Origin of the sequence: Morganella morganii, from assembly GCF_019243775.1 — a bacterium.
GTDB classification, from domain to species: Bacteria; Pseudomonadota; Gammaproteobacteria; order Enterobacterales; family Enterobacteriaceae; genus Morganella; species Morganella morganii.
In genome coordinates, this window is record NZ_CP069157.1 from 1,276,615 (window position 1) to 1,288,992 (window position 12,378).

The 12,378-nt window shown below is 49.8% G+C and carries 12 protein-coding genes, 1 tRNA gene and 1 pseudogene; 6 read left to right on the forward strand and 8 right to left on the reverse strand.

Translation table 11 applies throughout. The features are described 5' to 3' along the window. Positions 1-61 precede the first annotated feature (61 nt). From JL661_RS06110 to JL661_RS06125, 4 genes are all read right to left on the reverse strand, one after another. The gene (locus tag JL661_RS06110) at positions 62-346 is read right to left on the reverse strand and encodes a DinI-like family protein (protein ID WP_062771357.1); all 285 of its coding nucleotides are present in this window, start codon (positions 344-346) and stop codon (positions 62-64) included. Positions 347-697: 351 nt separating this feature from the next. Then, positions 698-774: transfer RNA gene (locus JL661_RS06115), tRNA-Pro, on the reverse strand. A gap of 76 nt (positions 775-850) precedes the next feature. After that, a complete protein-coding gene (gene yejM / locus JL661_RS06120) occupies positions 851-2,620 on the reverse strand; it encodes an LPS biosynthesis-modulating metalloenzyme YejM (protein WP_036418618.1) in 1,770 nt (589 codons plus the stop codon). Between the two features lie 27 nt (positions 2,621-2,647). Next, positions 2,648-2,875, reverse strand: a complete 228-nt coding sequence (locus JL661_RS06125) for a YejL family protein (protein ID WP_004238019.1) — start codon at positions 2,873-2,875, stop codon at positions 2,648-2,650. A gap of 232 nt (positions 2,876-3,107) precedes the next feature. Here JL661_RS06125 and yejK point away from each other — a divergent pair, with 232 nt between their 5' ends. Then, positions 3,108-4,112, forward strand: coding sequence for a nucleoid-associated protein YejK (gene yejK, locus JL661_RS06130; RefSeq protein WP_062771358.1), 1,005 nt, complete (start codon positions 3,108-3,110; stop codon positions 4,110-4,112). Between the two features lie 78 nt (positions 4,113-4,190). Here yejK and rplY read toward each other — a convergent pair whose 3' ends face one another. Both rplY and radD read right to left on the reverse strand, forming a co-directional pair. After that, positions 4,191-4,472, reverse strand: coding sequence for a 50S ribosomal protein L25 (rplY, locus tag JL661_RS06135; RefSeq protein ID WP_004238022.1), 282 nt, complete (start codon positions 4,470-4,472; stop codon positions 4,191-4,193). Positions 4,473-4,645: 173 nt separating this feature from the next. Beyond that, a pseudogene (gene radD / locus JL661_RS06140) lies at positions 4,646-6,405 on the reverse strand (DNA repair helicase RadD). Positions 6,406-6,636: 231 nt separating this feature from the next. Between radD and rsuA the strand changes: the two are divergent. The 3 genes from rsuA to JL661_RS06155 all read left to right on the forward strand — a co-directional run bounded on the left by rsuA (position 6,637) and on the right by JL661_RS06155 (position 9,411). Then, entirely contained in the window at positions 6,637-7,332 is a 696-nt protein-coding gene (rsuA, locus tag JL661_RS06145) for a 16S rRNA pseudouridine(516) synthase RsuA (protein WP_062771360.1), read from the forward strand. Between the two features lie 37 nt (positions 7,333-7,369). Next, the gene (locus JL661_RS06150) at positions 7,370-8,554 is read left to right on the forward strand and encodes a Bcr/CflA family multidrug efflux MFS transporter (protein WP_062771362.1); all 1,185 of its coding nucleotides are present in this window, start codon (positions 7,370-7,372) and stop codon (positions 8,552-8,554) included. Positions 8,555-9,066: 512 nt separating this feature from the next. Next, positions 9,067-9,411: a YejG family protein gene (locus JL661_RS06155; RefSeq protein ID WP_036418621.1), complete on the forward strand. Its 345-nt coding sequence runs from the start codon at positions 9,067-9,069 to the stop codon at positions 9,409-9,411. A 114-nt stretch (positions 9,412-9,525) separates the two neighbouring features. On the opposite strand, the gene mepS is transcribed toward JL661_RS06155, so the two are convergent. Together mepS and JL661_RS06165 are read right to left on the reverse strand one after the other, a co-directional pair. Next, positions 9,526-10,080 (reverse strand): bifunctional murein DD-endopeptidase/murein LD-carboxypeptidase, encoded by a 555-nt coding sequence (mepS, locus tag JL661_RS06160; protein WP_004240669.1) that lies wholly within the window; start codon positions 10,078-10,080, stop codon positions 9,526-9,528. 328 nt (positions 10,081-10,408) lie between these two features. After that, a complete protein-coding gene (locus tag JL661_RS06165) occupies positions 10,409-11,128 on the reverse strand; it encodes a phosphatase PAP2 family protein (RefSeq protein ID WP_004238031.1) in 720 nt (239 codons plus the stop codon). Positions 11,129-11,488: 360 nt separating this feature from the next. Between JL661_RS06165 and JL661_RS06170 the strand changes: the two genes are divergently transcribed. Beyond that, positions 11,489-11,818 (forward strand): type 1 fimbrial protein, encoded by a 330-nt coding sequence (locus tag JL661_RS06170; RefSeq protein ID WP_004238032.1) that lies wholly within the window; start codon positions 11,489-11,491, stop codon positions 11,816-11,818. Between the two features lie 176 nt (positions 11,819-11,994). Beyond that, the gene (locus JL661_RS06175) at positions 11,995-12,333 is read left to right on the forward strand and encodes a type 1 fimbrial protein (RefSeq protein ID WP_062771363.1); all 339 of its coding nucleotides are present in this window, start codon (positions 11,995-11,997) and stop codon (positions 12,331-12,333) included. Positions 12,334-12,378 lie beyond the last annotated feature (45 nt).

Here is a 12,378-nt window from a genome sequence, read left to right on the forward strand (position 1 = left end):
TAATTTTATTTATTATAATCTCCTTTTCTGAAATGTGTAACGAAATATGAATGCAATAGTGTTATTTATCAAAATATTCTGCATCATCGGAAGCGTCTGCCGTTTCAGGCACCCAACTGCCATCCTCAAAAATCTCCTGCACTATCTCTTTTATTTTTTTATTATCTTTATCATTTTTCCCGCCGGTTACTGACATTGCCGCATTGGTTCCCCACGCAATACGAACGTTCATATCCGGATACTGAGCCCGTAGCTTTCGGTCTATTTCCTTTTCCAACGCCTCAAATGTGCCAGGCGGCATCATCTCTTTTTGGCTTCTGCTGAAAATAACATCAATACGGAGCATGCGATCACCTCTTAATTAACTGGTTATATATACAGTATAAATTAACGGGGCAGAATAATGCTGTCAAGACTGACTTTGATCTTTGGGGCACCGGTGGGGCAAAGAGTTGTCATAAGTGTGCACAAATGTGCGGATGTGTGATTTTTAGAGATCTGATTACTTATTGATTTATATAGAGTGTGCGTAACTGTGCTAGCTGTTTAAAACATGGCTCAACATCGAATAAACGTATTGAGTGAATGCAGGATTTTTGTCGGTGGTTTTACCATAGTTTTACCATTATTTTACCATCGGCATTTTGACAGGCACAAAAAAACCAACCATAACGGGTTGGTTTTCTTATATAAATGCTGGTCGGCATGACAGGATTTGAACCTGCGACCCCCGACACCCCATGACGGTGCGCTACCAGGCTGCGCTACATGCCGAATGTTATCTATACTACTGTTTTGTTTGGTTAAAGCAAGACGCTACTGTATCAGTTGCGCTTTTTTTATCCCGGGCTCAGTGGGTATCGATAAAGCGTTTCTGCTCTGTCAGAACCTGGAGTAATTCCGCCATATCCGGCTTGGCGTTGCGGATCTTCTCATTATTCTCATCAAAGCGCTGGTATTTACCCTGAGCGGTCAGCAGTGATGCGGAATCCGGCTTGATAATGACCAGATTGCTGTTATCGCCGGTGAATATCCGAGGTTTACGCCGCGTGGTAGTGAACAGATCATCACCCTGAGTGTATTCTCCCGGCGGATTGCTGACGTGCAGCAGTCTCTGCATCAGGGTAGCCATAATATCCGGATGTGCGGTCAGTTTGCTGATGGTTTGTGCCGGGGTATCCGGCCAGTGAATAATCAACGGCACGCGTAACTGGTCGCGGTTAAATTTGCCGTCGGTGACCCAGTTATCCTGTAATTTGGTCATGCTGTGACCAGCACCGGCGGTGATGACAATCACTGTTTTATCCCACTCACCGCGCGCACGGATATCCTGAATCAGTGTGCCCAGCGTGTTATCAATATCTGTCATATCCGGGGCGGAATGACCATCCGGTAATGGTGTGCTGAGGTTAATTAGTGCAAACCACGGCTGATCTTTGCGGGTCTGTTTCAGCCAGAGTGACCAGCGATCTGCCACATCCGCAGAGGCGGTAGCTGTTCTGTTATTGTCCTGTCCGTCACGCAGCGGCGGCAGGCTGTAATCCGCCAGCAGGGCATAGCGGAAGAGCGGGGAGGCAAAGTGTTCTGTGGAGAAGAACCCTGACTGATAATTCTGTGCACTCAGCGCCGTCATCAGTGCGGACGGAATGCGTCCGTTGAGAATACCGTCATAATAGGTACCTGAGATGCCGTAATAGAGCCCGAACTGTGCCCGTTCCGGATTAATTTCACTGCTGTAGTGCTGTGTGAATTGCGTGCTTTCCTCTGCAAACCGGTTCAGGTTCGGCATTGCCTTATCAATATCTTCCCGGCTCAGTGAGGTGAGGGTGATAAGCAGCAAATTGTAGCCGCTGCCATTGTCTGCATAGGTCAGTTTGTTGATCGGGTACTCAACACCCTGGGCGGTCGGGTCGCCGTGCAGAAGCAGTTGCTGCTCATAACTGGTGCTGTCGAGCAGGCCGTGACGCTCCAGGAATTTGCGGGCGGTCATCGGGTAAGAGACCGGCAGGTTATAGCGCTGCATCGTCACCGGGCGGTAGAAATTGGCATCCGCCCAGATATACATAATATGAGAGGTAATAAAGGCGGTGATAAATACCACCGCAACAGGTTTACCGAATTTTTGCCGGTTCAGGCTGCGCAGTTTTTGCCAGCTCCAGGTGCCGAACAGCATTTCGATCAGGAAGATAACCGGGATCGCAATAAAGATAAACTGCCAGCGCCGCGCCATTTCCCCCTGTTCAGGGTTCACGACTAAATCCCACACCACCGGATTTAAATGCAGGCGGAACTGTTCATAGATGCCGATATCAAACAGCAGCAGTGTCAGCCCGGCCGTACCGAGGGCAGCGGATAAAAAGCGCAGAAGCCGTTGTGACATCACCACAAAGGTGAGCGGGAACACAATCAGCAGATAGAGGGCGAATGCCAGGAAACTGAAATGTCCCAGCCAGCTGGTGATGGCGTAAATGCGGCCAATCAGCGTGTCCGGCCAGTCAGAAATAAACAGGTAACGGCTGCTGAGTGCAAGACTCAGCAGGATATTAAACAGGGTGAACCAGTGTCCCCAGCTAATCATCTGGGAAACTTTGTCACCGTATTTCGGACGATACGTTACCATAGAATTTCGTCGTCAGCCGGAATGCGGTCAGTGCGCTTTATCTTCACTGACGGAAGATTGCAGGGCGCGGGCGAAGGATTCAGCAATATGAGCGCGTTGTGACGGCGCAACACTGGTATTGATGAGATTGGTCACCATATTTCCTAACACCATAAGAGAAAGGTCGGTCGGTGTCCGGTTTTTTTCCAGCACACTGACCAGCTCAGCCAGTAACTTTTCAACGTGTTCATCACTGTAGCGGGATGATTGCGGCATAAACGTAGATATCCTGATTGTACAAAGCTCTATATCATAACTGATGAGCGGCCGTATTTCTGCTTTTTGCGGAAAATTATTTCAATTATGGATCCGGTTACGCAGGGAATACGCCATTTTCAGTATGCACGCCGCTGATTATCCTGTCTTGTCGCATTCTCCTGTGATTGTGACTTGCGCACAGATTACAACGGTGTTTGAATACGCGCAAACGAGGCCGAAGGAGTAAAAGATGAGTCTGGATATCATTCAGATTGCGTTGCATCAATTGATTAAACGCGATGAACAGACACTGGAAGTAGTGCTGCGGGACACACCACTGGAAAAAACCGCCATTGTTGAGGAAATGATGGCTGAGCTGCACCGGGTCTACAGCGCGAAAAGCAAAGCGTACGGTGTGTTTAATGAAGAGAGTGAGCTGTCAGAGGCGCTGCGTCTGCAGCGGCAGGGCGAGGAAGAGTTTCACGCTTTTACCCGTGCGGCAACCGTCCGCCTGAAGGATGAGCTGGCAAAATACCCGTTTGCCCAGGGCGGCGTGGTGTTATTTGCCCATTACCGCTATCTGGCGGTGGAGTATCTGCTGGTGGCGGTACTCGACAGCTGCCAGAGCATGCTGGTCAACGAGAGCCTGGAGCTTAACAGCACCCATTATCTGGATATTCCGCATGCGGATATTATCGCCCGTATTGACCTGACCGAATGGGAAACCAATCCGGAATCCAGCCGTTACCTGACCTTCCTCAAAGGCCGTGTCGGGCGCAAAGTTTCCGATTTCTTTATGGATTTCCTCGGTGCCGCTGAAGGCTTTAATGCCAAAATCCAGAACAAAGGCCTGTTACAGGCACTGGACGATTACTGCGAGGAGGCACAGGCGGACAAACAGGAGCGCCAGTCTTACCGCAAACAGGTGTTTGATTACTGCACGGAGCAATTACAGAGCGGTGAAGAGATTCAGCTGACAGAGCTGTCTGCGGAACTGCCGCCGCTGGGTGAGCAGAGTTTTGCGCAGTTTACTCAGCAAAAAGAGTACGGACTGGAGGATTCGTTCCCGGCCGATCGCAGCACATTACGTCAGCTGACAAAATTTGCCGGCAGCGGCGGCGGGCTGACCATTAATTTTGATGCGATGTTACTGGGGGAGCGGATTTTCTGGGATGCGGCCACGGATACTCTGACGATTAAAGGGACACCGCCGAATCTGCGGGATCAGTTACAGCGCCGTGGTAATAAAGGATAGTGAGAGCAGAAATAAATAACGCCGCAAAAGCGGCGTTATTTACTCGGCGTCCCGATTAAAGCTCGATAGGTGGCGTAATTAAGCGCGCAGGAAATCGATGTGTGTCAGTTTTGGCTTGAACGGATGACGCTGTACAGCCTGTACTTTCACTTTGGTTTCTTTACCATCGATAACCAGGTTCAGAACTTCGTAAAATTCTGGTTTAGCTTCCTGGTTGATCAGGACGTCGTGGTCCAGTTCGATGGAAACAGGTTCCTGGTTGCCACCATAAACGATAGCAGGGAACTTGTTTGCGCGACGCAGGCGGCGGCTCGCACCCTTACCCTGCTCTTTACGTAATTCAGCATTGATAGTTAACATAACTTTTCTCTTTAACAAGAGTAAAAAAAAATCTTTGCTACAGGCGACCCAGCAGCAAAGTCGGTATTTGGCTTCAGCAGGGTTACCCGTGGTGAAGCGGCGTGCATTTTACCGAAAATGCGGACAAACGGCAAACGAAACCCGGTATAAAACCAAAAAAGCAGCACTCAGGGTTATGCCAGACTGTCAGATTTGCGGAATCGCCCCTGATAATCAAAGATTTTTTCGCGGATTTGCCAGTAGTTCTCTTTTTTGCGTGAGACAACAAAATCCGGGTAACGCAGCAGCACCTGCTGACGGATCACGGATTCTGCATCCTGCCACTGAAAGGGCACACCGGGTGCGCGCAGATGCTGTGCCAGAAACTGTTTTTCAAAGACAAAACGCTGTGCCGGGGTGGTCAGGCGGAAACGTTCGCTGACAGTGGTGCCGTCTTCATCGTAATAGTTTATGGTCAGCCATTCACCGCGGTTATCCTGTCCGGCAGAAAGCGCCATACCGCCGCAGCGCAGCACCAGGGCATCTTTCAGGCGCAGTGCGGCTTTCAGCAAGTCGTCCGGGTCACTGAGGATTTCATCACAGTGGCAGCAGCGCCGTGCGGCAATATCATTTTCCCCGTTACAGGACGGGCAGAGTTTAAAGCGGAAACGGAAATCGCACTGATGACGGGCGGATTCATCATCCGCATCAATAATTCCCTGACAGCGGCGGCCATAGTGCTCGATGATATGCCCGTCGTCGGTACATAATCCCCAGAACAGATTAGCAAAGCCGCACAACGGGCAGAATACCTGCACCGGCTGGCTTTTGCTGTTCGGTTTGTGATTGCCGACTTCCGGCATATAAAGGTCATGCGGGTTTCCGGCGTAATCGAGGATCAGACACTCCGTTTTTCCGGGAGACAGGCGCAGCCCGCGGCCGGCGATTTGCTGGTAGAGGCTGACTGACTCTGTCGGGCGCAGAATGGCAATCACATCCACATGCGGGGCATCAAACCCGGTGGTGAGCACGGAAACGTTGACCAGATAATGCAGCTCCCGCGCCTTGAAATTCCGGATAATCGTTTCCCGCTCCGCTGACGGGGTATCCGCACTGACCAGTGCCGCTTCGCCCGGCGGCAGCAGTGATACAATTTCAGCCGCATGTTCCACAGTGGCGGCAAATATCATGCAGCCCTGACGGGGGCGGCATACTCAATAATCTGGCGGACAATACGCGGTGTGATCCGCTTTTGTTTTTTCACTTCCCGCGCCAGCACCTGCGTGTCAAACATCCCGGCGGCGCTGACCGGTACCTGTGAGAAATCATATTGCAGTACCGGCATATCCAGCCGCTGCGGCGGCACCAGATACTGATGGCTGACCATATAACGCAGCGGCAGTTCATAAATACAATCACGGAAGAAGCATTCATGATCGCCGCGGATCATGCCATGATAGTGATACTGATAGATCCAGCCGCTGCCCAGCCGGTACGGCGTGGCTGTCAGGCCGAGAATGCGCAGGGCCGGGTTATTTTTCTGCAGATGCTGTATCACCTGCTGATACTGACTGTCTTCGCTGAGGCTGATACGATGGCACTCATCAATAATCAGCAGGGAAAATTTGCCGTCAAAGTCCGCCGTATTACGGGCGACAGACTGCACGCTGCCGAAAATGACTTTTTGTGAAGACTCTTTTTGTGATAATCCGGCGGAATAGATACCGGCATCTAACCCGTAAGCCTGATATTTACTGTGATTCTGCTCTACCAGCTCTTTGACATGCGCCAGCACCAGCACACGGCCGTGTGCCAGCCGCGCCAGTTCGGCGATCACCAGGCTTTTTCCTGCCCCGGTGGGCAGAACAATCACCGCAGGTGAGGTGTGTTTGCGGAAATAGAGCAGGGTGGCATCAACAGCCTCCTGCTGATAAGGTCGCAGGGTAAACGTCACAGAAACTCCGGCGGAACAGACAAAATCAGGGCGTCAGCATATCACACTTTGGGCGCGACAATTGACTGCATGACGGCGGATAAACAGCGGAAGCGCCGTCAGAAAGGCGCTGTGATGTTGACGGTTTGTTGTTATAATGATTACTGTGGTTATTATCAAACAAAATTCTTTCATTTTATCTGCTTATCAGCCTGCAGCATGCTGCGGGCACGTCAGGTTTAAGAGACATTCATGCGATTAGATAAATTTCTTGCCCATCAGATGGGTATCAGCCGGAACCTTGTGGCCAGAGAGCTGCGTGCGGGGATGGTGACTGTGGATGGTGCGGTCGTGAAAAACGGCGCACTGAAAGTCAGCGCGGAGAACGAAGTGGCGTATGACGGCAATGTGATGACACACGTCACCGGGCCGCGCTACTTTATGCTGAATAAACCGCAGGGCTATGTCTGCTCAACGGATGACCCGGTTAACCCGACTATTCTTTATTTTATCGATGAGCCGGTTGCCCATAAACTGCATGCCGCCGGACGGCTGGATATTGATACCACCGGGCTTGTGCTGATGACTGACGACGGGCAGTGGTCGCACCGTATCACCTCACCGAAACATCATTGCGAGAAAACCTACCGCGTCACCCTGGCGGAGCCGGTGGCGGACACTACCGCAGCGCTGTTTGAGCAGGGTGTGTTACTTAACGGCGAACAGCACCCGACCAAACCGGCAAAACTCGAGATTATCACCCCGCAGGATGTGCGGCTGACGATTTCCGAAGGGCGCTATCACCAGGTCAAACGTATGTTTGCCGCTGCCGGTAACCATGTGGACGAACTGCACCGCGAGCGTATCGGCGGCATTGTGCTGGATGACAGCCTGGCGCCGGGGGAATACCGCCCGCTGACTGATGAGGAAATTCAGTCGGTTCTCTGAACACCTTTTTTACTGAATCCAATACGGAGTAACAGGCGTGCAAGTGCAACGTTCGGCCCATTTCGGCCTGATTTTTATCCTGGGGCTGTTATCGATGCTGATGCCTCTGGCTATCGATATGTATCTGCCAAGCATGCCGACCATCGCCCGTGACTTTGGTGTCACTGAGGGCGATGTCCAGATGACACTCAACAGTTACCTGATCGGTTTCGCCGCCGGGCAACTGGTATACGGTCCGATGGCGGATGCGCTCGGCCGCAAGCCGGTGATCCTCGGGGGAACACTGATTTTCGCCCTGGCCTCCGCCGGGTGTGCGATGTCTCAGGATATCGGCACCTTTATCGGGATGCGCGGGCTGCACGGCTTTGCAGCGGCTGCGGCAAGTGTGGTGATCAACGCCCTGATGCGCGATATGTTCACCAAAGATGAATTCTCCCGCAGTATGTCGTTTGTGGTGCTGGTAATGACAGTGGCACCGCTGCTGGCACCGATCATGGGCGGTATGATGATGCTCTGGTTCAGCTGGCACGCGATTTTCTGGACCATCATGATTGCCGCGCTGATCGCTGCACTGCTGGTGCTGTTCTTTATCCGCGAAACCCTGCCGAAAGAGCGGCGTCAGCCGTTCCGGCTGCGGATCATGCTCGGCCAGTTTGTCACGCTGTTCCGCCAGAAGCGGGTACTGTGCTATATGGTGGCATCCGGTTTTTCATTTGCCGGGATGTTTTCGTTTTTATCCGCCGGGTCATTCGTTTACATTCAGCTTTACGGGCTGACGGAGCTGGAATTTGGTTACTGCTTCGCGCTGAATATTGTTTTCCTGTTTATTATGACCACCATTAACAGCCGTTATGTCCGCCGTTTCGGCGCACTGAATATGCTGCGCACCGGGCTGGTGGTGCAGTTGCTGGCCGGATGCTGGCTGGTACTGGCCGCATCCGCCGATCTCGGCTTTGTGGCGCTGATGATAGGTGTGGCCTGCTATGTGGGGAATATTGCCATGATCACATCAAATGCCATGGCGGTGATTCTGGATGATTATCCGCATATGGCCGGTACCGCCTCATCACTGGCCGGTGTGCTGCGGTTTGGTATCGGTGCGGGTGTCGGTGCGGTGGTAGCTTCATTTAACATGACAACGGTCTGGCCGATGGTCGGCGTGATGGCGCTCTGTATTCTGATTGCCGCTTCTCTGGTGCTGTACGCACGGCGTTTTGCCTGATTTCCTTTCCCTGTTGCCGGTCCGGGTGTCTCCGGGCCGGTCATTTCCCGAATATCAGTAATAGTCGAATGATTACTCCGGATAACTACTCAGTCGTCATTTGGTTGATCTGAGTCATGAAAAGTTACACTAATGTGAATTCTGTTTCACGGCAGAAAGTAACGTATAATATCGTACGCCTTTCTCTTAATTATATAATTAACTGATATTTCATCGTATTTACGGGTATTCGGGTCATTACAGCGCGGAATTATATCCTTCTTCATTCAATTTAAGCTATATGATATAAAATAAATCAGTTGAGAAAATTAACAAAACAGTATACAAATAGAGGTAATTGGATTGATGATGTTAACATCCGGCGAAAGAGCACAATGTGTTTTATTACCGGATCGGGAGTAAATCACCGGCGTTTCATCATCCGTGAACACAGAATGTTCGTTAATTCCGAAGGATTGGGTCGGAAAATTTATTTCAGATGATTCACCGGCACAGTAAGACAGGATAATAGTGTGAATAGTAATGCGCTTTCAGTTGTTTCCCGCCTGCCACAGCATTACCGGCTTGCCGGTCATGATGACGGCCGCCGGTTAGAGGCGTTACCGGAATCTTTGCAGAGCAGGGAAGACAGCCTGACCGGTTTAAAATTACTGAGTCACGGCCACCATTCAACATACGATGCACTGTGCGCCATCCGGTCGCACCTGGAAGGATTACAGATTGATAGTCTGATCCTGACCTGGGAAGGGGAGCCGTGCCTGTTTTTACACAGTGATGATGAAAGTACCGCACTGTGTGCCCTGAAAACCGCAGGGGCGGCAATTGCGGAGAATATTTCTGCCCGTTACCCGTTCTGACAGGTAACACTGCCGTTCTGTGTGACGGATTCTGATAAAATGCAGACATAAAAAAAGCTTCCTGAAAAGGAAGCTTTTTCTTGTTAAATAATACACTGCAAGGGAGTGAATGTATTATTTAATTAAACGGCGTCCGTCGTAATAACGGTTGTTCCAGTATTTATCCGTCATGTTTGAGACGATAACACCGTTTGAAGTGGATGCATGGACAAATTTGTCATTGCCGACATAAATACCGACATGGCGCTGACGTTTTCCGGTTTTAAATAACACCAAGTCGCCGGCCTGTAATTTAGCGCGTTTTACGCTGGTGCCGACAGACTGCTGCTCTGCGGTTGAACGCGGCAGTTCCATACCGAACTGGTCAAGGAAAGTCTGACGGACAAATGCGGAGCAATCAATACCGGAGCGGGTGGTGCCGCCGAGGCGGTAAGCAACGCCTTTCCAGCTGGCATACTGAGACATCAGTTTGGATTTAACATCAACATTATTAACTAACTGTTCGAATTCATCCTGAGACGCTTGCAAGATAAAGCTGTTTGTACGGGTTTCAGATTGAACTTGACGGGCTGAATTTGGAGATGTACTGCATGCTGACAATGTCGCCGCGATAATCAATGCCGGAACAATCCGGGTGATATATCTCAGAATTGGTTGAGATGTGACCATGTGTGAGTTTTCCCTTGCAGTCCTTATGTGACAAACGTCACTTTAAAAAACAAAACATATCAACACTAATTAAATCTGTGTATGTGCACAATATGTTTATTCTAAAAACGTGCGGAACGGCACGTTTAATATCCATGAACAATTACTGAGGAAAAATTAATCAGTCATCCGTAAAGGCGTAATTATCGGTGAAATTAATCAATTCCTAATAATCGGACGGATTGATACTACATAAAGGTGCCGGAAATGGCGAGGGAAAAAACCTGTTATTTACAAAACCTTAAATTTGTCAGCGAAACAATCAGGATGTGATGTCAAATATGTTTAACTAATGTGAAATTTTCTTTGTAATATCGGATAAACGGGGCATATGGCGTACCAGAAAATTTACACACTGATCACTCAGCGGTGTCAGTAAAATCCAGGGAACCGTGATCAGTGCCAGTGACAGCGAACCGGCCATAATATCGCTGAACCAGTGTGCACCGGCCATTATCCGCGGTAAAGAAAATATAATTGTCAGCAAAACTGCTGCCGCAAAATAACGGAATCCGGCATAACGCCAGACAAAGGCGGCAAAAATGATCAGCATCAGCCCGTGGTCGCCCGGAAAACTGCTTTTTGAGGCATCTTTTGTAAAGATCCCGGTGATATCGCTGACACGGTGAACAGCGTCCAGTTCCAGTGTCGGGCTGAGGCGGTTAAAAGGAATTGCCTGTCCGGCCTGATTAATCAGTACCGCACTTATTACCATCACCACACCTGCCATTACCAGACGGCGTTTACCGTCGCTGTCCTGTTTGCGGAAAGCCGCATAATAGATAAGTCCCATCAGCAGGAGTGCTGCCAGATCAAATGCCCGGTTGTTAATAACCGCAATAAATACAGCCAGTGAATGATTACCGGCGAGCGGGGTATTGAAAAAACGGAAAACAGCATGGTCAGGTAGCGCCCACCAGCCGTGATCAACCGGCAGGTACCAGGAAAGAAACAGCATGATACCGGCGAGGCTGATAAAAAGCGGAAGTGTGATGCGTTGTACTGCCATGACAAAACCTGATGATAATAAAATATTATTACGGAAATAGTTCCGGATAGTCTGACAGAAATACGGATAAGGGTTTATACAGAAAAAGGGAAATAACGCATGTTATTTTTATGTAAAAGTTGTTGGTTTCGTGGTGGCGTCTATAATCATAAGTGAAGAGAGTGATGTAGTTAATAAAGCCGAATGCATATCATAAAATAAGGAATTTCAGATTATAACGCTGAAGGTGTACTAAAAATACGGCTGTTTGTTATAGCGCAGTAAAGATTAGTGACCTATTGTCGATAAGGAATAAGCGAATATTTTTCATCCCGGCGGTAACGGATTGCCTCCGTGAATACTTATCTGAAGAGGTACGTTATGAAAAAGCTACAGTTCTTTATCGCTGCTGCAGGCTTATTAATGAGCAGTTTTGCTCCGGCAACTGAAAGTAAAGGCCAGACAGCATCGGGTGTGATCATTTTTCATGGTGCGATTGTTGAAGGCCCTTGTGCAATGGACTTTCAGACCAATGACATCAGTTCCCGCTGTTACCGCTCCGGGATGAAAAAAGAGCGGCTGAATACCCAGACTATTACCCGTAATACCCGGTCAGTTTCTGATTTGATACCGGCCAATATGGGTGATGCAAAACTTCACTGGATGGATGACAGTAAGCTGATAGCGATGGTTATTGTCAGTTATCTTTAATGCAGACTGAGAATCACAATTAATGCATTCAGAGGAAACCGGAAAAATCGTGTGACGTATCACACCACGATATCTGTTTCCTCTTCTTTTTTTGTGTCCGGCGCGTTATAACAGATACAGCGGTAACGTTAACACGCTGGTCGTCAGTCTGACGAAACAACAGTGAGGTGCCTGTGATGAATCATCTTAAGGCTATTTTCAGTGGTATGTTGTTAAGCTTGTCAGTTATCACACCGGGTGCGGCAGCCGGTGTCAGTGAAGGGACGATTCTGCTGTTCGGCAGTGTGGTGAATGCCGCCTGTGAGGTCAGTGTCCCGGCGGCGGAACAGCCGCAGAACAGTCAGCCGTCATTTGAATATCGCTGCCTGCGCAACGGAGAGCCTGCCAGTGTGCAGGACAGTATCGCTGAAGGTGAACTTGTGCAGGGGCGTCTGCCGCAGTCAATGGGGCGTACGTCTTACTCGGTGCTGAATGAAGAGCGCCGGGAAGCGTATCTGCGGGTGGATTATTTCTGAGGGACGGGGAAAGGACGGCGGGTCAGCCGGTCTCCGCAATGTGCA

Bases quoted from the DNA above. Each gene is read 5' to 3' on its own strand.
- JL661_RS06125 (WP_004238019.1), bottom strand. From the start codon at position 2,875: ATGCCGCAATCATCCCGCTACAGTGATGAACACGTTGAAAAGTTACTG.
- JL661_RS06175 (WP_062771363.1), top strand. From the start codon at position 11,995: ATGAATCATCTTAAGGCTATTTTCAGTGGTATGTTGTTAAGCTTGTCA.
- rsuA (WP_062771360.1), top strand. From the start codon at position 6,637: ATGCGATTAGATAAATTTCTTGCCCATCAGATGGGTATCAGCCGGAAC.
- JL661_RS06170 (WP_004238032.1), top strand. From the start codon at position 11,489: ATGAAAAAGCTACAGTTCTTTATCGCTGCTGCAGGCTTATTAATGAGC.
- JL661_RS06110 (WP_062771357.1), bottom strand. From the start codon at position 346: ATGCTCCGTATTGATGTTATTTTCAGCAGAAGCCAAAAAGAGATGATG.
- yejK (WP_062771358.1), top strand. From the start codon at position 3,108: ATGAGTCTGGATATCATTCAGATTGCGTTGCATCAATTGATTAAACGC.
- JL661_RS06165 (WP_004238031.1), bottom strand. From the start codon at position 11,128: ATGGCAGTACAACGCATCACACTTCCGCTTTTTATCAGCCTCGCCGGT.
- mepS (WP_004240669.1), bottom strand. From the start codon at position 10,080: ATGGTCACATCTCAACCAATTCTGAGATATATCACCCGGATTGTTCCG.
- yejM (WP_036418618.1), bottom strand. From the start codon at position 2,620: ATGGTAACGTATCGTCCGAAATACGGTGACAAAGTTTCCCAGATGATT.
- rplY (WP_004238022.1), bottom strand. From the start codon at position 4,472: ATGTTAACTATCAATGCTGAATTACGTAAAGAGCAGGGTAAGGGTGCG.